This is a genomic window from Enterobacter sp. BRE11 (assembly GCF_031844285.1).
Taxonomy (GTDB): domain Bacteria; phylum Pseudomonadota; class Gammaproteobacteria; order Enterobacterales; family Enterobacteriaceae; genus Pantoea.
The window spans coordinates 137,313-156,681 of the sequence record NZ_JAUZUX010000010.1 but is presented as its reverse complement, the minus strand read 5'-3'; the positions used below and the strand labels follow the sequence as shown (position 1 = coordinate 156,681).

The 19,369-nt window shown below is 55.7% G+C and carries 23 protein-coding genes; 16 read left to right on the top strand and 7 right to left on the bottom strand.

The window, feature by feature from the left end:
- Positions 1–217 precede the first annotated feature (217 nt).
- A complete protein-coding gene (locus Q9R34_RS12510) occupies positions 218–388 on the top strand; it encodes a hypothetical protein (RefSeq protein WP_485894053.1) in 171 nt (56 codons plus the stop codon).
- Between the two features lie 311 nt (positions 389–699).
- Here the strand turns inward: Q9R34_RS12510 and Q9R34_RS12505 are convergent, their stop codons facing one another.
- Positions 700–1,326 carry a helix-turn-helix domain-containing protein gene (locus tag Q9R34_RS12505; RefSeq protein ID WP_434123075.1) on the bottom strand — a complete coding sequence of 209 codons (627 nt, stop codon included), beginning with the start codon at positions 1,324–1,326 and terminating at the stop codon, positions 700–702.
- A 140-nt stretch (positions 1,327–1,466) separates the two neighbouring features.
- Between Q9R34_RS12505 and Q9R34_RS12500 the strand changes: the two genes are divergently transcribed.
- The 4 genes from Q9R34_RS12500 to Q9R34_RS12485 all read left to right on the top strand — a co-directional run bounded on the left by Q9R34_RS12500 (position 1,467) and on the right by Q9R34_RS12485 (position 3,474).
- On the top strand, positions 1,467–1,856 hold the full coding sequence (locus Q9R34_RS12500) for a hypothetical protein (protein WP_033791350.1): 390 nt from the start codon (positions 1,467–1,469) through the stop codon (positions 1,854–1,856).
- Positions 1,837–2,163 (top strand): hypothetical protein, encoded by a 327-nt coding sequence (locus Q9R34_RS12495; protein WP_485894050.1) that lies wholly within the window; start codon positions 1,837–1,839, stop codon positions 2,161–2,163. The genes Q9R34_RS12500 and Q9R34_RS12495 overlap by 20 nt, the downstream gene beginning before the upstream one ends.
- A gap of 84 nt (positions 2,164–2,247) precedes the next feature.
- Positions 2,248–2,976, top strand: a complete 729-nt coding sequence (locus Q9R34_RS12490) for a hypothetical protein (RefSeq protein WP_485894049.1) — start codon at positions 2,248–2,250, stop codon at positions 2,974–2,976.
- 231 nt (positions 2,977–3,207) lie between these two features.
- Positions 3,208–3,474 (top strand): hypothetical protein, encoded by a 267-nt coding sequence (locus Q9R34_RS12485; protein ID WP_434123078.1) that lies wholly within the window; start codon positions 3,208–3,210, stop codon positions 3,472–3,474.
- Positions 3,475–3,499: 25 nt separating this feature from the next.
- Here Q9R34_RS12485 and Q9R34_RS12480 read toward each other — a convergent pair whose 3' ends face one another.
- Both Q9R34_RS12480 and Q9R34_RS12475 read right to left on the bottom strand, forming a co-directional pair.
- Positions 3,500–3,739 carry a DinI-like family protein gene (locus tag Q9R34_RS12480; protein WP_434123080.1) on the bottom strand — a complete coding sequence of 80 codons (240 nt, stop codon included), beginning with the start codon at positions 3,737–3,739 and terminating at the stop codon, positions 3,500–3,502.
- A gap of 351 nt (positions 3,740–4,090) precedes the next feature.
- On the bottom strand, positions 4,091–4,414 hold the full coding sequence (locus Q9R34_RS12475) for a DUF6388 family protein (RefSeq protein ID WP_033749791.1): 324 nt from the start codon (positions 4,412–4,414) through the stop codon (positions 4,091–4,093).
- 194 nt (positions 4,415–4,608) lie between these two features.
- On the opposite strand from Q9R34_RS12475, the gene yedD reads away from it, so the two are divergent.
- Positions 4,609–5,088, top strand: coding sequence for a lipoprotein YedD (yedD, locus tag Q9R34_RS12470; RefSeq protein WP_434123082.1), 480 nt, complete (start codon positions 4,609–4,611; stop codon positions 5,086–5,088).
- A gap of 49 nt (positions 5,089–5,137) precedes the next feature.
- Here yedD and amyA read toward each other — a convergent pair whose 3' ends face one another.
- The 4 genes from amyA to fliD all read right to left on the bottom strand — a co-directional run bounded on the left by amyA (position 5,138) and on the right by fliD (position 8,938).
- On the bottom strand, positions 5,138–6,619 hold the full coding sequence (gene amyA / locus Q9R34_RS12465) for an alpha-amylase (RefSeq protein ID WP_485894046.1): 1,482 nt from the start codon (positions 6,617–6,619) through the stop codon (positions 5,138–5,140).
- A 100-nt stretch (positions 6,620–6,719) separates the two neighbouring features.
- On the bottom strand, positions 6,720–7,088 hold the full coding sequence (gene fliT, locus Q9R34_RS12460) for a flagella biosynthesis regulatory protein FliT (RefSeq protein WP_434123085.1): 369 nt from the start codon (positions 7,086–7,088) through the stop codon (positions 6,720–6,722).
- A complete protein-coding gene (fliS, locus tag Q9R34_RS12455; protein WP_485894044.1) occupies positions 7,088–7,498 on the bottom strand; it encodes a flagellar export chaperone FliS in 411 nt (136 codons plus the stop codon). The genes fliT and fliS overlap by 1 nt, the downstream gene beginning before the upstream one ends.
- Before the next feature lie 18 nt (positions 7,499–7,516).
- Positions 7,517–8,938: a flagellar filament capping protein FliD gene (fliD, locus tag Q9R34_RS12450; protein ID WP_485894042.1), complete on the bottom strand. Its 1,422-nt coding sequence runs from the start codon at positions 8,936–8,938 to the stop codon at positions 7,517–7,519.
- 338 nt (positions 8,939–9,276) lie between these two features.
- On the opposite strand from fliD, the gene Q9R34_RS12445 reads away from it, so the two are divergent.
- The 10 genes from Q9R34_RS12445 (at position 9,277) to tcyN (ending at position 18,919) form a co-directional block, all read left to right on the top strand.
- The gene (locus Q9R34_RS12445; RefSeq protein ID WP_485894040.1) at positions 9,277–10,479 is read left to right on the top strand and encodes a FliC/FljB family flagellin; all 1,203 of its coding nucleotides are present in this window, start codon (positions 9,277–9,279) and stop codon (positions 10,477–10,479) included.
- Between the two features lie 168 nt (positions 10,480–10,647).
- Complete coding sequence (fliB, locus tag Q9R34_RS12440; RefSeq protein WP_434123092.1) at positions 10,648–11,850, top strand: flagellin lysine-N-methylase; 1,203 nt, start codon at positions 10,648–10,650, stop codon at positions 11,848–11,850.
- A 163-nt stretch (positions 11,851–12,013) separates the two neighbouring features.
- Positions 12,014–12,982, top strand: a complete 969-nt coding sequence (locus tag Q9R34_RS12435) for an HNH endonuclease signature motif containing protein (protein WP_485894038.1) — start codon at positions 12,014–12,016, stop codon at positions 12,980–12,982.
- A gap of 20 nt (positions 12,983–13,002) precedes the next feature.
- Complete coding sequence (locus tag Q9R34_RS12430; RefSeq protein WP_485894036.1) at positions 13,003–13,929, top strand: HNH endonuclease; 927 nt, start codon at positions 13,003–13,005, stop codon at positions 13,927–13,929.
- A 143-nt stretch (positions 13,930–14,072) separates the two neighbouring features.
- Positions 14,073–14,795 carry an RNA polymerase sigma factor FliA gene (locus tag Q9R34_RS12425; protein WP_434123095.1) on the top strand — a complete coding sequence of 241 codons (723 nt, stop codon included), beginning with the start codon at positions 14,073–14,075 and terminating at the stop codon, positions 14,793–14,795.
- Positions 14,796–14,844: 49 nt separating this feature from the next.
- Positions 14,845–15,348 (top strand): flagella biosynthesis regulatory protein FliZ, encoded by a 504-nt coding sequence (gene fliZ, locus Q9R34_RS12420; RefSeq protein WP_434123327.1) that lies wholly within the window; start codon positions 14,845–14,847, stop codon positions 15,346–15,348.
- 257 nt (positions 15,349–15,605) lie between these two features.
- The gene (locus Q9R34_RS12415; protein WP_485894034.1) at positions 15,606–16,592 is read left to right on the top strand and encodes a D-cysteine desulfhydrase; all 987 of its coding nucleotides are present in this window, start codon (positions 15,606–15,608) and stop codon (positions 16,590–16,592) included.
- Positions 16,593–16,701: 109 nt separating this feature from the next.
- Positions 16,702–17,502, top strand: coding sequence for a cystine ABC transporter substrate-binding protein (gene tcyJ / locus Q9R34_RS12410; RefSeq protein ID WP_434123098.1), 801 nt, complete (start codon positions 16,702–16,704; stop codon positions 17,500–17,502).
- A complete protein-coding gene (gene tcyL, locus Q9R34_RS12405) occupies positions 17,502–18,170 on the top strand; it encodes a cystine ABC transporter permease (RefSeq protein WP_048785860.1) in 669 nt (222 codons plus the stop codon). The genes tcyJ and tcyL overlap by 1 nt, the downstream gene beginning before the upstream one ends.
- Positions 18,167–18,919 carry an L-cystine ABC transporter ATP-binding protein TcyN gene (tcyN, locus tag Q9R34_RS12400; protein ID WP_434123099.1) on the top strand — a complete coding sequence of 251 codons (753 nt, stop codon included), beginning with the start codon at positions 18,167–18,169 and terminating at the stop codon, positions 18,917–18,919. The genes tcyL and tcyN overlap by 4 nt, the downstream gene beginning before the upstream one ends.
- The last annotated feature ends 450 nt before the right edge of the window (positions 18,920–19,369 follow it).

Here is a 19,369-nt window from a genome sequence, read left to right as displayed (position 1 = left end):
AGAGCGATCCGTCAATAAACAGAATAAAATTTATCTGTGCGAAAAATGAAGGCTGCTGTGAAAAAGTCTGTGGAACAGAGCCTGCTCAGTAAGCCAAACGGCAACAACATAATGTTTGAATTTTTACGCTTCGTTCACGTTTCAGCAAGAGAGGTCATCTGTTGAATAGTCACAGCACTAAACTAAATAAACCTAATGAGGGTAACTGGAGGTGCGTATGTCAGAACGACCCAATGATATCGATCCCATTCCCGGCGACGGCCAGCTCCCAGGCGGCGTAGATGATATCCCCGGCAGAGAGGGGGATGCGATGCCCGATGATGACGAGTATGTAGAAGATGACATCGAGGATGAGGATGAGGATGAGGATGAAAATCTGAATCCCTGAATGTGTAAGCCGTCTGCGGACGGCTTTATTCATTACAGCGAACAAAAAATTGCCCGCACAGCTCAGCGGGCAAGTCCATTCAGGCAGAATTCTCGTTTGCATTACGTAAAGGGTATGCGCATAGCGCCAGATTATCTTCTCACCGGCGGCAGGATAAAGAAACGCAGAAGCAGAGATTCATCACAGGAAATTCTTATGGGCAAAAAAAAGCCCGCGCAAGGCGGGTGAAATCGTTACATGGAATTATCCACATGTTGAATTGGATGCTGCTTCGCAGCGAAAGTTCGAGCGAAGCGGAAGATTTAAGCGGCTTACCGCGCCGTGTCGCGGTAGCGCCGCCACTCTACCAGCGTTCCCAGCACAGAGAGCGCCTGTTCCGAGGATCGCAGCAGTGGATAATCCTCGTTGAGCGGTGCCAGCTCAAAGCTGTGATGAGTGCGCGCGCGGTATTTCCGTAGTACATACTCGTTCTCTCCAGTAAGCGCCAGCACCAGATCCCCTGGCTGCGGCGGTAAGTCTGGATCGATAAACAGCAAATCGCCACGCAGGCATTGCGGTGCCAGCGCGTTATCCCACAGGGTTAATGCAAAGCTGGTGGCAGAGTAGCTGCGATCGGTGGGGACTCGCCTGAGGATCTCCACCTGCTCTGCCTCGGCCAGCCAGTCGCCGATCTGTTCTCTTTCCAGAACAGGCAGGCCGGTTTGCGTTAACGTTTGTACAGTAAATACCGGCCCATCTCCATCTACCAGCCAGGCTGGCGCGCACCCCAGCACTTCCGCGAGCCGCAGCAGGTTTTCTCCGCGCGGCAGCGTTTCCTCTTTTTCCCATTGTGATATCGCTACATGGGATACCGAAATTTTTTCCGCGACTGCTTTCTGCGTCAAATTCAGTGCCTTACGACGAAGGCGAATACGATCGCCCGCTGTTTCTTTTTCCATCTTCTTGACATCTCCTGAGAGCCAGACTTAAGTATACTTAAGCTGTAAATTTAAGCAATCTTAAGTTTCGGCGAGGGAGGCGCTTTGCGTTTTACGCCTGACGTCAGCAGCCGTTACCCGACGAGGTACAGAGGTGATGCATGGAAAGTAGTTTGATTACCAGTGTTGGCGCATTAGTACTTGGAGGCGGAGCGGCCGCGCTTTTCTGGAAGCCGCTCATTGCAGGCATTGCTTCTATTGTCACCAGCAACCGTGCCGGTGGAGAGATCATTACCAGCTACAAGGAGCAGGTCTTATTGCTGAAAGAGAGCAATGCACTTCTCCGTCAGGAAAATGACGATTTGCGCATACGCCATGACACTAATTTACGGCGGATATCTACCCTGGAGACCGATTTGCGCTTAATTAAAAATGCGCTCGGCATTCTGGTGGTCATGACCGATGCCGATCAGAACAGCAAGTTTCGTAATGAAATCGACAGGTTAATTTCCACTCTGGAGGAGCATAGCGATGGCAGAGATACACAGTGAAATAAGACCGACGACCCACAAGCGCAAGATCATGCTCGGGGTGCTGATGCTGGGCATGTCATTGGTATGCATTGTGATGACAATTCTTTTTTTATATGTCAGCAGCACAGCTAACCGGCGCGTTGAAGAGATTCGCCGCGCATCTATTGAGGCTGCCAATCGACGCGAACACAAAGTGGATCAGCTGGCGAAACAGGTGTCCGTACTCCAGCACAAGCTGGATGCGCTGCCGGACCAGACTGCTGCTCAGACGGCTGACAAAGTGAAACGTGTGGTTATACAGGATGAAAAAGCTTTGAAACCGTAACGGGAGAAGGTTATGCGAATTTTTAACCTGATTGGTGAAGGCTTTCATGCCCTCCGATCGTTCATCATCACTAAGGAGTCTGCCATGACCGATACCAGCATCATTAACTCAACCACGCCAGCAGGCGACGCCGAGCTGCCGCAGTTTGCTATACCGGACGCTAATGTGCCGACCGATCCGCAGCTGCAGCGGTTATCTTCTCCTTCGACGGTGGCACCCGCCACCTCCGAAGAGACGCCGGGCGAAACCCATGTAGCGCCTGATGCGACGGCACAGCACACGCCCTCGCCATCGGGGGATCAGAGCGCTGTGCCGGACGCCTCAGCCTCACCGGCCGCTGTTGAGGATGCCGCTACTGTGCAGCCCGCGGAGCAGTCGGCAACGCCCGACGCTGCCGCTGCGCAACCTGCGGATCAGGCTGCGACCCCAGAGGCCGCCGCAGCGCCACAGCCCGCAGAGCAAAGCGTGCCGCTGGACGCGCCCGCTCAGCCTGTCGATCAGCCCGCTGCGGCCGACCCTGCCGCCGATGCGCAACCCCAGGCGCAGACACCCGTGGCGGATGCCGCTGCCGAGCAGGCGAGCGCGCAGGCTGTTAACGCTGCTGTTCAGGAAACGGCACCTGTAGCCGATTCCGGCAGCGCGACGTCTGCTGCGCCATCTTCAGCTCAGCCCGCCGGAGAAGAGGAGCAAAGCGACTTCAGCGCAGGGGTAAAAGATTTCGGCGCCGCGTTTGATTTTGTACAGCAAGGGATTGAGCATCTTGGGATGGCAGCCCGAAAGGAGCTGTTCGAACTGGCGCGTAAGTATCTCTGATAGCTAAACAGATAAAGTATGAAAGGGGACAACGCGTCCCCTGTTTTTATCAGAGGGACGCTTCTGGAGAAGCAGCGTTAAGGCTGGCCTCAAGAAAAGGCCTACCAGCCAGAGAGGGTGAGGGGGCAGGCGCTACTTCCGAATATTCTTAAGGCGGCTTCGTTATATTCCACTATCTTTAATCATTCACGCGAGATATTTATTGGTTAAAACAGCAAAAGGAGAAACTGCATGAGTGATTCAGTCGAAACGAAAAGCAAAACTGACTACCTGCGCGATGTGACCTCGCAGCTGAAAGAGATGCGCCACTATGCGCAAACCAATACCGAAACGCTCTCCAGCCACTGGCTCGCGTTCGATGCTGGCGAATATAAAGATCCCGAGTTTGCCGGACGTATTGATGCGCTGCTGAACAAGCAGGGCACGCTGCTGGATGATTTAGACGCCGTCATTCAGGATATCGAAATCGCCATTAACCACAGCGAGCAGGAGAAGTAATCCTGCTCCCGGCAGTGGTCGGCGCTTAGTCGGCCACCAGCCACATTTCCGCCTCGTCAAACATCTCTTCGACAATGCGCGCCACCGTAGCCTTATCGTTCTTGCTTAAGTCGGTCTCGATGGCGTTACGCTCCATTGGCTTTACGCGCACCTCAATCTCCGGGAAGACGCGCTGAACGCGTTTTTCCAGCTCCTGTAAAATTATCTCGCGTGCGCCTGGCAGGCCGGCAACGTTACGCTTATCGTAAATCAATTCCACAAACATACTGGTATTCCATACAGGGAAGAAATTCGCTGGCACATCATACTGTAAATCCAACCAGTGACAAGCCTCTCAGGCCAGTTGAACGATCTTTTTTCGGCGTGATGCGCAAATTCGTCTCAGATAATAAAACCGGGAGGGGTAACGAGGGGCAAGAAGAGGTAATAAAGCGAAAAAAATCAAACCTCTGGAGGTGGAAATCCAGCAAACACCTCCAGAGGCGGTGCAAACGCACCATTCGTTCAAGGACAATCACGACCGAAGTCGTACAGTAAACTTATACAAGTTTTATGATCTTGTACAATTTAATCCTGACTTATTTCACTGGTTGGAGGTGTTGCTGTTTTTAACCGCTTAAAGCTCGTTCTTGATGCAAAATTCTTCCCAGGTCATCCCCAGCGATTCAGCATGCGATTTAAGATAGTTTTCAATGGCTTCGGCGGCCACCGCTTTATCTGGCTCGGCAAGCTGGATCGAAAAGATCATGCCGTCGAGATTTTTCTGGCGCAGAAAGGCGGCGTAAATACGTTCCGCATGCCATTCGCGCAGCTGGCGCAGTGACATATTAGCGTGGCGCGCATCGCTCTCCGTCAGTTCATCGAGCGCGGCCTGAAAATCGGCATGGGCGGTAAAAAACATCTCGCGCGCCTGCGCGTAATAGGCTTCTGGCGTTTTCATAAGATTTCCCGAAAGATTAAGTGTGGTGCAGCGCGCCAGTGTAACTCACCCTGCCGTCGCTGTCAGGGCGCGGTTAAACCCGGCGCAGAAGAAAAAAAATGGCCGTGCGAGTCGAAGCAGGGCGTAGATAGCTTGCGGAAAGCAGGCGAAAAATTATAACTTAGCCGCCATTGAAGCGATCTCAGGGATTAACGATGAAAAAGTGGATGCTGACGACGGCCGCGCTGGTGCTGGCCGGCTGTGCGCAAATCAACAGCTATCAGGATGCGGTACAGACGCCGGCGCCTGCCAGCCTGCAGGGGACCTGGCAAACGGTCGGGCCGCAAAGCGGGTTGCGCAGCGATCGCGCGCTGGGCACGCTGATCGTCAAGGCGGACGGCACTACGCTTGACTGCCGCCAGTGGATGCGCGTGATCGCCAAGCCAGGCAAGCTGACGCTGCTCAGCGGCGACTACGTTAACGTCAATCGCCAGTCGCGCGTTATGCCTCTGGAGCTGGAGGGGGGCGAGCTGCGCTATGACGGGCTGACGCTGCGTAAGGTCGAGCGCCCGACGGTAGAGTGCCAGCAGGCGCTGGAAGAGGTGGCGAAACAGCCGAACGCGGCCGTTATCCAGAATATTGAACCGGAAATCCTCAAGTCCGCCATCACTCAGGCGAACGAAAACAAGCAGTAATCCCGTCGCGCCTTATTCCATTCGCTGTGAAGGAATAAGGCGCGTGACGTTACTCCGCCAGCACCCAGACGCTGACGCTACCACCGTTGCAGCGCACCACGACGGTGCCCTGTTCATCCGCGGTGAGGATCTCGTCGCAATGACCTAAATAGTCGCGCCACGCTTTACCGGCAAAGCCGTCGCCCATCGCCACGCTTTTCTCACCCTCTTCGCCGTTCGACATAATAACGATGCAGCCCGGCTGCTCAGCGGTGCCGCTGCGGCTGAAGGCTACGCAGTTGGGATGATCGAAATAGTCCGTTTGCGCGCCCCAGCCGTAAATCTGGCGAGCGCGGATCAGCGCTTCCAGCTCCGCAATGGCGGGCATCTCGACGCGGTGGGTTTCGCCGTCGCCGCCTTCATCTTCGTAGCTGGCGCCGAACAGGTCGGGATAGAACACCGTCGGCACGCCTTGCTCGCGCAGCAGGATCAGCGCGTAGGCGAGCGGCTTAAACCAGGCTTCGACCGGCGCCTCCAGCGACTGCAGCGGCTGCGTGTCGTGGTTGGCGACGATCGTAACCGCATGCCAGGGATCGGCCTGCACCAGCGAATTAGCGAAGATCTGACTGAGATCGTAGTCGCTGCCCTGCGTGGACGCCTGATGAAAATTCATATGCAGCGGCGCGTCGAACAGCAGGGTTTTGCCCTCGACCTGCTGGATATACTCCAGCAGTTTATCGGTTTCGAACGACCAGTACTCGGCGACGATAAACATCGGCTCGTCGGCGACCTCCTGAACGTGTTCAATCCACTCTTTGTAGAACCAGGCGGGAATATGCTTCACCGCATCAAGGCGGAAGCCGGTGCAGGGCAGCTGTTCCCTGATCCAGCGCGCCCAGTATTTCAGCTCTTCGCGCACGGCATTATTGCGGAAATCGATATTGGCGCCCATCAGGTAGTCAAAATTGCCCAGCTCGCTGTCGACCTGATCGTTCCAGCCGTCGGCGGTATAGTCGTTGACGATCTTAAAGACGCCGTTTTCATCCGGGTTTTCGATATGGTCGACGCCACTAAAGCATTTGTAGTCCCAGACGAATCGGGAATATTCGCCCGCGCGCGCCGGGAAGCTAAAGCGCGTCCAGGCTTCGCATTCGATAACCTCGTCGCTGATGTCGTCGCGGTTGTCAGGGTTAACACGGTTAACCCGCACCCGCTCTTTCTCGTCGGCGCCCATCTTATGGTTCACCACCACGTCCAGCAGCACGCCAAGGTTGTGGGCGCGTAAGGCCTCCACGGCCGCCTGCAGCTGTTGCCTGTCGCCATATTTGGTGGCGACGCTGCCTTTCTGATCGAACTCGCCCAGGTCAAAGAGATCGTAGCTGTCGTATCCCACGGAATAGCCGCCTGATTCGCCTTTATAAGCAGGGGGCAGCCAGGCCATGGTAATGCCGATCTCGCTCAGCCAGGCCGCTTTTTCAGCGACTTCAGGCCAGAGCTGGCCGCCATCCGGGTAATACCAGTGAAAAAATTGCAGTAGCGTTGGGTTGTGCATTTGCTGTGCTCCAGCGGGAAGGAAAAGCAAGTATGGAGCACGGCGAAAAAAAGACGCACCGGCAGAAGCATTATTTTCTCTGTCGCGGTGCGTTTCAGAATCAGGAGAGCGGCGGGTTCTCTGTCGGCACCATGACGCAGCCCTGTTTGCCGTAGGCGCTGAGCACCGATTTCTGACGGGTGTTCTGGTTTACCAACGTGGAAAGCTCGTTCATGCGTGCCTGCAGCAGGCGCTTCACTTCCCCTTCATTATCAAGAATATGGCGAAGTACCGGGCGCAGCTGCTCCTGCGCCTGCACGGAAGGCGAGGCGGCTTCGGTCGATCGCGCCAGCCGTTGCACCGCGCTGACGTAATCAACTTCCTTTTTGATTAAATCGTCCCATTCTCCCTCGGCCGCAAGACGCAGCATTTGCTGGCTAAGATCGAGTAACTGCTGGTAAATGGTAATCAGTTGCGGTGCAAGTATCATTAAACGGCGTCCTGAATCTGAGGTTGAGGCTGGGCGATTTCCTTCCAGGCATCAGCGATATTACGTAGCAGCGCTTCGACCTCAACAATGGCCTCCACGTCGTTGCGTAAATTCGCCTGCAGGAGTCTTCGCACCATGTAGGCATACAGTGAAATTAAGTTGATGGTAAGCTCATCGCCGCTCTCTTCTGCGAGACCTTGCTTAAGCCCGTTTTCAATAATATTAATGGCCTTTGAAAGGGAAAGGCCTTTCCCTTCAATGTTGCCGTCCTGCATAAACAGGCGGGCGCGCACCAGCGCGCTCAGCGCGCCGTCAAACAGCATGTTGACCAGCTGATGCGGATTCGCGCTCATGACGGCGCTCTCGACGCCGATTTTTGCATAGGCCTGAATGCCATTTGCGGTGTACATGCTCACTCCTTATAAAAATCAGCTTTTGGAGCTGGAGTTCGAGGTGTCGAACTGCTGCGTCAGGTAGCTGCTGGTCTGGTTAAGCGAACTCATCATCACATCGAGCTTCGTAAACTGGGCTTTCAGCCGCGTAATCGTGTCGTTGATGCGATCGTTGACCGAGTTGTACTGGACGGTCAGGGCGTTAAGCGTTTTGCTGACGCCGTCGGTGGCGGACTGTACGATGCCGGTGCTGGAGAGCCAGCTGGTCAGGTTGCTGGAGACCCTGGTGGCGATGCCAGTGGTTTTGCCGTCGCCGATGATCATCTCTTTCACGTCCGACATATTGTTTTTCAGGCTGGTGCTCAGCTTGTCAGAATCGACTTCCAGCTGCCCGGTGGTCGGGTTGGAGGTCACGCCGATCTGCGCCATGGTTTTGAAGGTCGAGGAGCTGGCGGCATTGGTCAGCAGGCTCTTCAGCTGGTTCTGGATGGTACGCAGGGTGCTGTCGCCCAGCAGCGCACCGTTGCTGCTGTCCTGCGAGTCTGCGCCCACATCCACCGCGGTATATTTGGTCAGGCTGGAAAAGGTGTCCTGCAGAGTGTTGTAGGCGGAGACCCAGCCGGTGATAGCGGCGTTGGCTTTGGTGGTATCGGAGGCGATGGTCAGCGTCTGGGTGCCGCTGGTGACGTCGCTGAGATTCAGCGTAACGCCTTCCAGCGCGTCGCTGATGGTGTTGCTGCTGCTCTCAATCGCGACGTTATTGACCGTCAGCTTCGCATTCTGCGCCGTGACGCTTTCGGTCATCCCGTTACTGGTGGCGCTGGCGTCGTAGCCGACGATGCCCGCAAGCGTATCGTCGCCGGTCACCTTAATCGAGCTGACGGCTTTGCCTGAACCGCTCTCATTGGCGCTGACCGAGAGGCGGTAGCTGCCATCCCCAACCTTGATGATGCTGGCGGTCACGCCCGCGCTGGCGCCGTTGATGGCGTCGCGCATGCCGGTCAGCGAGGTCTGCGCGCTGGTCAGCGTAATATCTTTGCTGGAGCCGTCCGCCAGCGCGATGCTCAGCGTGCGGCTGCTGGCCGAGCTGTCGCCCAGCGGGGCGCTGTTGCTGCTCTGTACCGCTGAGGTCAGGGTCTGCGCCTGCGCCAGCTGCGTCACGCTAATGGTGTACTTGCCTGCCGCGACGGAACTGCCGGAGGTGGTGGCGCTAAAGGCGCTTGAGCTGCTGGTCGCCGTGGTGGCGCTAAACAGGCTGGCGTTATTCAGCGTGGTGTTCGCCGTCTGAAAGGTGGTCAGCGCGCTTTTCAGCGTCGCGTAGGCGCTCAGTTTAGCGGTATAGGAGGACTGCTGTTTAGAAATCGGAGTTAGCGCGGCTTTTTCCGCCGTCTGCATACTGTCTAAGATATCGCTTAAGTTAAGGCCTGAACCGACACCCAGGTTAGAGATACTTGCCATGTTTGTTTCCTTATCATGTCGACACGGAGAGTGAATACCGGGGTTATCGGCTGCCAATAAGGAAAGTTTAACGTTATTGATGGCTGCGCGATAAAGCGAATAGCGCATATAGAGAAGGGTATTTCAACGGCTAAAACAGCAGTGATTTTCTTTTAAAGAAGTAAGGGGCGAGGGCGATAAAGATAAGCGTGACAGGTTGAAGGAAAAAATTTTCACCTGGTACTAAAAAAATTCTAAAGGTTGTTTAAGGGCAGACGATAACAACTTTGACGGCGCTGAAGCCGGCGGGTTGAAGCCCACACCTTAACCGAAAGACTTGATTAACAGGAATATTTATCATGGCCCAAGTCATTAATACCAACAGCCTCTCGCTGATCACTCAGAACAACATCAACAAGAACCAGTCTGCTCTGTCTACCTCTATCGAGCGTCTGTCTTCTGGTCTTCGTATTAACAGCGCGAAAGATGACGCTGCTGGTCAGGCGATTGCCAACCGTTTCCAGTCCAACATCAAAGGCCTGACTCAGGCTGCACGTAACGCCAACGACGGTATCTCTGCTGCGCAGACTACTGAAGGCGCGCTGTCAGAAATCAACAACAACCTGCAGCGTATCCGTGAACTGACTGTTCAGGCGCAGAACGGCACCAACTCTGACTCTGACAAAGCATCAATCCAGGACGAAATCAAATCTCGCCTGAGCGAAATCGACCGCGTTTCTGGTCAGACTCAGTTCAACGGCGTGAACGTACTGGCTAAAGACGGCAAAATGTCTATCCAGGTTGGCGCGAACGATGGTGAAACCATCGACATCGACCTGAAAAAAATCGACTCTTCTACGCTGAAGCTGGACACCCTGAACGTGACCGGTCCGCAGGGCACGCCGACTGCTGCCGTTGCTGCTGACTTCCAGAAAGTTTACGGCACCACCAGTAACGTTTCTAAAGCAACCGTAGCGGAATCTGGCGCGACTGACGACCTGTCAACCCGTCTGGGCCTGGCCGCTGGCGGCGCGAAAGTAGACGGCACCAGCGTTTACAAAGACGACAACGGCAACATGTTTGCAAAAGTGACCATCAAGTCTACTTCTGCGGCAGAAACCAACAACCTGAAAGCGAACGGTTTCGACATCGCTAAAGGTTCAAGCCAGGACTTCTACGTCGCTGTTGACCCGCAGTCAGCAACGACCACTGCAGGCGGCGACACCGCAGCGTTCAAAATCGACACCAAAAACATGAACCTGTCTGATTTCTCAACCGGCGCGACCTCTGACCCGCTGGCAAAAATCGACAGCGCAATCGCCAGCGTAGACAAGTTCCGTTCTTCACTGGGTGCGATTCAGAACCGTCTGGATTCAGCGGTAACTAACCTGAACAACACCACGACTAACCTGTCTGAAGCACAGTCTCGTATTCAGGATGCTGACTACGCGACCGAAGTTTCAAACATGTCTAAAGCGCAGATCATCCAGCAGGCAGGTAACTCTGTGTTGGCGAAAGCTAACCAGGTTCCGCAGCAGGTTCTGTCTCTGCTGCAGGGCTAATCGCCCTCTGGTGACATACCTGAAAACCCCGCTTCGGCGGGGTTTTTTTATGCCTGAGAAAAAGACACGAAAGCCTTTGTATTATGCGCATTGCGCTGGCTTACCTGCTGATAGTCTGGCCGCTATCGTTGTGTTTTTGCCGTTTTAACGCCATCAGCAGGTAAGATCATGAAAGAGATTTCTGTAGTTGAACCGCTGTTTTTCAGCGAATTTAAGTGCGCCGGCAGCGCCTGCCTCGACCACTGCTGCAAAGGCTGGGACATCTATCTGGATAAGCCTACGGTCAACCGTTATTTAAAGAGCGGCGACATTACGGTGCGCCAGATTGCGGAAGAAAACATTGTCAAAACCAAAAAGAGTTTTGATAACTGGGGCACCATGAAGTTTTCTGCTAACGGAAACTGCGGTTTCCTTGATGAGAATAGCCTCTGCAGCATCCATAAAAAAATGGGTGAAAAGGCGCTGAGCCCGACCTGTTCCAGCTATCCTCGCTCGCAGAAAAAAACCAAATATGAGATCCGGAACAGCCTGACGCTCTCCTGCCCGGAAGCGGTCAAAGGCCTGCTGGCCAGCCCTGATGCGATGCTGCTTAATGAACATAAATCGCTGCGTATTTCAGCGCTGAACGCGCCGGAAGTCGATCAGGCGTCGCGCTTTATCAATCTGATGTGCAGTAATCTGCTGCTGGCCAGCGGCGCTAACATCGAGCAAGGGTTGTACGGCATTGCGATGCTTTTTCTTTTTGCCGAGAAAACAGGCGACAGCGCAGATAAATATACCCGGCTTGAAGAGTACTTTTTCTCGGTTCTGAATCTGATCGAACAGGGAGAGATGGCTGCGAATATCGACAGCATCAAGCCTGACTATCAGCTGCAGTGGGCATTGCTGTTGCGTCTCCAGGCCTATCTGGGCAGTCACAAGGCGATTCGCGGGTCGGCGACGCTTATCCACTATGTCAATAAGCTGATTTACATCCAGAGCGATCTCGCTGAGGGCAATGACGTCACGGTATCGATGAAGCGTCTGGCAGCCGTCTGGCAGGATAAGCTGAAACCCTGGCTGGCGGAGCGCCCGCATATTATGGGTAATTATCTGCAGTACCGGATGTATCACGATGGCTTCCCATCGCACAGCGAGCAGAGCGCACTCGCAAATCTCTATCTGTTAACGGCGGAGTGGTTCCTGCTGAGATCGCTTCTCGCAGCCAGCCTGGATCTGGTAGGCACCGTCAGTGAAAACGACATCGTGAATATTATTTACAGCTTTCACTCCGTGACGAAACACGATCAAATTTCCGATAAAGCTTTTATGCGAGAAATTGAAAAAAGCAAAGTTAACGACGATCTCTCGCTGCTTCATCTGCTGCGATAAGTAAAACAGGCGTACTGATTCGCCCGAAACAGTACGCCTGACCTGGTCAGTTTGCTTTGATGACGCCAGCTCCTGCCTGATGCGTTACAGATCCCCGCGCGCCTGCCGATAACTTCCTACAGAACAACACACGCATTCAGTTTGATTATTTTCTGGAGTGTCTATGCGCTTCAATTATGACTTGTTACCCGGCGAGCAGCTCACCTTTGACGAGATCGCGCTGCGTTACGCGCGGCAGTATCCCGACGAAAAGGCGCTGACCGTGCGCGGCTTGCTAAGCCCGTCTACCAGCTATCGTACGCTGCGCATCCGCGCAGTCTTCGCCAGCGAAGAGAGCAACAGCCCGCTGGAAGAGTTGCTCTTTATCTCTGACGACAACGAGCGGAAGAACTACCTGCGCCGCTTCGAGCACTATATGAAGTCGCAGCAGCCGTTCGCCTGTTTTCGCCGCGCCAGAGAGGCGCAGCGCGAGAACCTCTGGCAGGTCATTGGCGAAAGCCGGGTCTACGCCATGCTCGATCCCCATTCCGCGACCGCGCAAAACCTGCTCGCCAGCCGGGGCTATCAGCTGGTGCTGATGCGTGAAGATGAGAACGAGGCGTACTGGCAGCTTTTCGACGCGCAGTCGCATCCCTGTTTCCCATATTCGCGCCGTATCCAGTTCATCGTGGTACTAAGCACGCCGCAGCATAAAATCCCGACGGCGGTGATGGCGGGCACGGAGGTCGGGCGGCGCGTAAAAACCAGCCTCTTTCAGCGCGCCAGCCAGGCGGAGTTTCTGGCTGCGGTAAAGGCACGCTACGGCGGTTGCGTCATTACCGGGACGCGTGTAACAGACAACACCCCTTTCCCCTGGGTAGAAACCTGCCACATCTCGCTGGCGGAAAATGAAGAGGGGCTGATCACCGACAACAGCGCTGATAACGGCCTCTACCTGCGCAGCGATCTTCAGCGCCTGTTTACCAGTAAGTTGCTGAAGATAGATGCGCAGACCGGTCAGGTCAGCTTCCTGCAGCAGGCGATGGAGGAAGAGACCCTGCAGCAGGATTACGCCTTGCTCGATCAACAGATTTGCAAGTTATGGCACCTGGTGCCTGAAAGAACGCGGGCCTATCTGGCCAACGTCGGATAAACGCTATTAAAGGGAAAGATATGTTTAAATCAGGCGAAACGCTGTTATTCAACGACATTGCTCTGCGCTGGCGTGCGCAGAGTCCGGATGAACCCGGCCTGACCACGGGGGGAATGCTGAATCCATCGCGAGGCAATGAGGCGACCCTGGTTCGGGCGCTCTTCGCCCATGACCGCATCAACGGCGATCTGGATGAGTTTATCTTTATTGCCGGTGACAATGACTACAGGCATTACTTTGATCGGCTGAAGCGCGCTCAGCAGGATCAATCACCGTTCTGGGTATTTCGTAAGCCGCTCACAGGCGACGCGTGGATTGCGCAAGGGCACATGCAGGTGGCAGAGCTGCTCTCGCCGCACAGTCGCGCGTTAAAGATGCAGCTGGCGGCAAAGGGTTATCGACTGAAGCTGGATAACCGGTCAGGCGACGAGCGCTGGCAACTCTTTAATGGCATGGTGCCCGTGCTGGAATCGCCACGCAGCATTGAGTTTGTCCTTCAGCTTTCTCCCGCCGCGATGCCCGAGCAGGGCGCAGAGGAGAGGGGGAGGCGTGTCAGGCGCGAAGTCTGGATGCGTACCCAGCAATCCTTGTTCTCCAGCCGCGTGCGGCAGCGCTATGGTGCGTGCGTTATCACCGGCCTGCCGTTAAGCGAGCAGGTTGCATCATGCTGGATAGATGCCGCCCATATCGACGCGGCAAAGAGCGCCGATGGCTGCTATCTCCGCGATAACAGTACAGATAATGGCCTGTGCCTGCGCAAAGATCTGCACGCCCTGTTTGATAACAGATTACTTTTCATTGAGCTTCCAGAGGGGCGTCTGCGCTTCGATCGCGAAAAACTGGGTGAAAAGGTGTTTGAACATTATGCTTCGCTTGAGGGGCAGATCTGCGCCCTTTGGGACCTCGTGCCGCCTGCCACGCGGCAGCGGCTGCGCGCGTCAGACTAAGCAGCGTGATGAGAGCGGAACAATCCGCTCTCTGACATAACAAAAATGAAATAACCTCGCTTTTGCCCGCCTATTCAGCCAATCAATCCCCCTACAGAATTGGATAATCTTGCCGATAACTTCATTAACGCAGGGTAGTCAACGTGAACGATTTCTATACCGCCGAAGGCGTGATGGATAAACATTCGCTCTGGCAGCGCTACGTGCCGCTGGTGCGCCATGAAGCGCTGCGTTTGCAGGTCCGTCTGCCAGCCAGCGTTGAGCTGGACGATCTGCTGCAGGCGGGTGGTATTGGCTTGCTGAACGCTGTAGAGCGTTACGACGCGCTGCAGGGAACAGCCTTCACCACCTACGCCGTGCAGCGCATCCGAGGCGCAATGCTGGATGAGCTTCGCAGCCGGGACTGGGCGCCACGCAGCGTGCGACGCAACGCGCGCGAAGTGGCGAGCGCGATGCACCAGGTTGAGCAGAACATGGGGCGTGCCGCCACCGAGCAGGAGGTAGCCGAGAGGCTGAATGTTTCGATGGAAGAGTACCGGCAGATCTTGCTGGATACTAACAACAGCCAGCTCTTCTCCTACGACGAGTATCGGGAAGAACACGGCGACAGTGCGGAGCTGGTCACGGAAGGGCATGAAGAGGCCAATCCGTTGCATCAGCTGCTTGAAGGGAATCTGCGTGAACGCGTCATTGAAGCGATCGAAGCCTTACCCGATCGCGAGAAAATGGTGCTGACACTGTACTACCAGGAAGAACTGAACCTGAAAGAGATTGGAGCGGTACTCGACGTGGGAGAATCACGCGTCAGCCAACTGCACAGTCAGGCGATCAAACGCCTGCGTGCCCGACTTACGGGAGCGCGCTGACGGCCTCAGTTCTAGGCGATCTAAAAATAATAAAACCGGGGACTCAGCAATGGGAGCCAAATCCAAGGCCAGACCTTTAAGCCGTTATCTTAAAGATTATAAACATAGCCAGAGCCACTGTTCACACTGTGGCAAAGTACTGGACCGCATGGCGTTGGTCTTTCGCGGTCAGATCATCAATAAAGAGGCCATTGCGCGCATGGACCAAATGATTGATGAGCAGCTGTGGCTGAAATTACAGCCAGAACTGACCGCACTGTGCCGTTTTTGTAGTGATATTTTTTGCAATACGCATCCTAATTATTTCGACATTATGGCCTTCAAGCAGTATCTGTTTGAGCAGACGGAAATGAGCCACAGCACGATCCGCGAATATGTGGTCAGGCTGCGTCGTCTGGACGATATGCTTAAGGCCAAAAATTTCCCGGCCGACCGTTTAAGCGGCAACAGCTGGCACGCGTGCCTGGAGAACGATCTGCCCGATGCGGGCAATAATAACTATCGCATCGCGCTGCGCAAATATGACCAGTTTTTAGGGTGGCAGCGCGGCTAGCGTCTGACGCGCTGGCCGTCTGAACCCTTCTGCTCAGGCGAAAGCGAGCCAGATAGCGCCAGCAATGCGTGAAGCACTCTGCCGCCGCGCACTCAGCCGGCGGCGGATGGCGAGGCAGGGCGCTAAGACTCGCCCCCTGTGAGCGAGCGATGCTGCATCAGGCGCATCGACCGCCTCTTTTACGCGCGAAGTCAGATGATCCTTCGCGCAACTTCTGCAACACTGTAAAGATTACTGTGACTGCCCTGGAGGCCGCATTGTCTTTACATCTTATTCATCAGTATCCGCGTCTGGAACTGCTCGGCGCGCCCACGCCGCTTGAGCATCTGCCGCGCCTCTCTGACTACGTTGGCCGCGATATCTTTATCAAACGTGACGATGTCACGTCTGTCGCCCTGGGCGGCAATAAGCTGCGCAAGCTGGAATTTCTGGCGGCGGATGCGCTGCGCGAAGGCGCAGATCTCTTGCTGACGGCGGGCGCCATTCAATCTAACCACGTGCGTCAGACCGCCGCCGTCGCCGCGAAGCTCGGCCTGAAGTGCGTCGCGCTGCTGGAAAATCCGATCGCCACCCAGGCGGAAAACTATCTCAGCAACGGCAACCGGCTGCTGCTGGATCTGTTCGACTGCGAAATCGTGCTGGTGGACGCGCTGGACAATCCGGCGGCGCAGCTGGCGGCCCAGGCGGAACGCCTTGAGGCGCAGGGTTTTCGTCCCTATGTGGTGCCGGTCGGCGGTTCGAGCTGGCTCGGCGCGCTTGGCTATATCGACTGCGCGCAGGAGATTGCGCACCAGAGCGAAGGCGTGGTCGACTTCGCCGCGGTCGTGGTCGCGTCCGGTAGTGCCGGCACCCACGCCGGACTGGCGGTCGGGCTTGAGCAGCTGCTGCCGGAAACAGAGGTGATTGGCGTCACCGTCTCGCGCCACGCGGAGCAGCAGCTGCCGGTGGTGGACAGCCTGCGGCAGCAGCTGATCGCTAAACTGGAATTGACCAGCACGGCCCCCGTAACCCTGTGGGACGACTACTTCGGCCCGCGCTACGGCGAGCCGAACCAGGAAGGAATGGAGGCGGTGAAGCTGCTGGCGCGGCTGGAAGGTATCCTGCTCGATCCGGTTTACACCGGCAAAGCGATGGCGGGCCTGCTCGACGGCATCAGCCAGAACCGATTCCGTCGTGAAGGGCCGCTGCTGTTCGTTCACACCGGCGGGGCGCCCGCGTTATTTGCTTATCATCCTTCGGTCTGAGCAGTTGGGAAAAAAACATTTATACTTCGCGGGTTATGACAGCAATATCGGGCGGCGCGCAGGCGCAGCCTGGCAATACACACATCACATACTAATAAATGGGGTAGATATGATTTTTTCTCGTGTTGGTCGCCATCTGGCGATGGGCGTGATGGCGGCGGCGCTGATTGCCGGCGTTAACCTGAAAACGCATGCGGCGGAAAACCTGCTGGCGCAGGTCAAAGACAAGGGCGAGCTGCGCGTTGGCCTGGAGGGCACCTATCCGCCGTTCAGCTTCCAGGATGAGAGCGGCAAGCTGACCGGATTTGAAGTGGAGTTCGCGCAGCAGCTGGCGCAGCATCTGGGCGTGAAGGCCAAACTGCAGCCGACCAAATGGGACGGCATGCTGGCGTCGCTGGACTCAAAACGCATCGACGTGGTGATCAATCAGGTGACCATCTCCGACGAGCGCAAGAAGAAGTATGACTTCTCTACGCCATACACCATTTCCGGCGTACAGGCGCTGACGATGAAGGCGAAAGCGGGCACCATCAGCAAGCCGGAAGACCTGGCCGGTAAGAAAGTGGGCGTCGGCCTGGGCTCGAACTATGAGCAGTGGCTGCGCGACAACGTAAAAGGCGTCGATATCCGTACCTATGATGACGACCCGACTAAATATCAGGATCTGCGCTCTGGCCGTCTTGATGCGATCCTGGTGGATCGTCTCGCTGCGCTGGATCTGGTGAAGAAAACCGGCAACACCATGGCAGTAGCCGGCGCGCCGTTCTCGCGTCTCGAGTCAGGCGTCGCGCTGCGCAAAGGCAACGACGATCTGCTTAACGCCGTCAATCAGGCGATCGCCGCCATGCAGAAAGATGGTTCGCTGACCAGACTCTCTGAAAAATGGTTCGGCGCGGATGTGACTAAGTAATGCAGGAAAGTCTTCAACTGGTGCTGGATTCAGCACCTTTTTTATTAAAAGGCGCGCTCTTTACGCTACAGCTCAGCATCGGCGGCATGTTCTTCGGGCTGGTGCTGGGCTTTGTGCTGGCGCTGATGCGACTGTCGCGTTTCTGGCCCGTTAGCCTGCTTTCCCGCTTTTACGTGTCGGTGTTTCGCGGCACGCCGCTGATTGCGCAGCTGTTTATGATTTACTACGGCCTGCCGCAGTTTGGTATCGAGCTCGATCCTATTCCCTCCGCCATGATTGGCCTGTCGCTGAACACCGCCGCCTACGCGTCGGAGTCGCTGCGCGGCGCGATTGCGGCTATCGAGCGCGGCCAGTGGGAAGCAGCGGCGAGTATCGGCATGACCCGCTGGCAGACGCTGCGCCGCGTCATTTTGCCTCAGGCGGCGCGCACAGCGCTGCCGCCGCTCGGCAACAGCTTTATCAGCCTGGTGAAGGATACGTCGCTGGCGGCCACGATTCAGGTGCCGGAGCTGTTCCGTCAGGCGCAGCTGATTACCTCGCGCACGCTGGAGGTTTTTACCATGTACCTGGCGGCGTCGCTGATCTACTGGGTCATGGCGACCGTGCTGTCGGCGCTGCAAAACCGGCTGGAGAAACGGGTTAATCGTCAGGATGAGGAGGCGAAATGAGCGCCATCGAAATCAGCAAGCTGGTGAAAACCTTCAACGGCCAGACGGTGCTGCACGGCATCGACCTTGAGGTGGCTTCCGGCGAAGTGGTGGCGATTATCGGCCCCAGCGGCTCGGGTAAAACCACGCTGCTGCGTTGCATCAACCTGCTGGAAACGCCGGACAGCGGCACCGTCAAGGTCGGGGAGATCGCTATCGACGCCCGGCTGGCGCAGACCAGGCAGAAAGAGCAGGTGCGCCAGCTGCGCCAGCAGGTCGGCTTTGTGTTCCAGAACTTCAATCTGTTTCCCCACCGCTCGGTGCTGGAAAACATTATTGAAGGGCCGGTGATCGTCAAAGGCGAACCGAAAGGGGAAGCCGAAGCGCGTGCGCGTGCGCTGCTGGAGAAAGTGGGGCTGCAGGGCAGAGAGGGCAGCTTCCCGCGTCGTCTCTCTGGCGGCCAGCAGCAGCGCGTGGCTATCGCCCGCGCGCTGGCGATGCGTCCGCAGGTGATCCTGTTCGACGAGCCGACGTCGGCGCTCGATCCTGAGCTGGTGGGCGAGGTGCTCAACACCATTCGCGCGCTGGCTCAGGAGAAGCGTACCATGGTGATCGTAACCCATGAAATGAGCTTTGCCCGCGACGTCGCGGATCGGGCGATTTTTATGGATCAGGGGCGCATCGTCGAGCAGGGCGCGGCGAAAGCGCTGTTCAGCAATCCTCAGCAGGCGCGCACCCGGCAGTTCCTGGATAAATTCCTCAACCAGTAATCAATACGCCTCTACGGGGGCGTATTCTGTTTTTCTGCTGCGCGCGAGCCACACCCGCCACTATTTCCTTATTCGCTCTACCACAGTTAATTATTTATGCTTAAACCATTTGGGGCAAAAGCGTTAACTATTTTCGTACGCATCAATCATTTTCTGGTTTAACCGATTCAGGCTTACTCCTATTTACCTGGGCGAATAAAGGTTGCCTGCCTGCCGCATTTTTTCCGCTTAGTCGTTAACAGATAACTAAAAAAGCGCTGTACGGAAGGAATGTAAAGAAAAAACGAAACGCGTAAAGCCTTGTTAATTCAGGGCCAGATTAAAACTTTTAAGACTTTCGCTAGAGTCAGCGGCAGGGGAAAGGCGAATAATCGCCAGATAGTCCTAAAAGTATTATCTCGTTTTTTCTTTTTTCCTCTCTCATTTCTGACCTACACAGCAGGAGTCAAA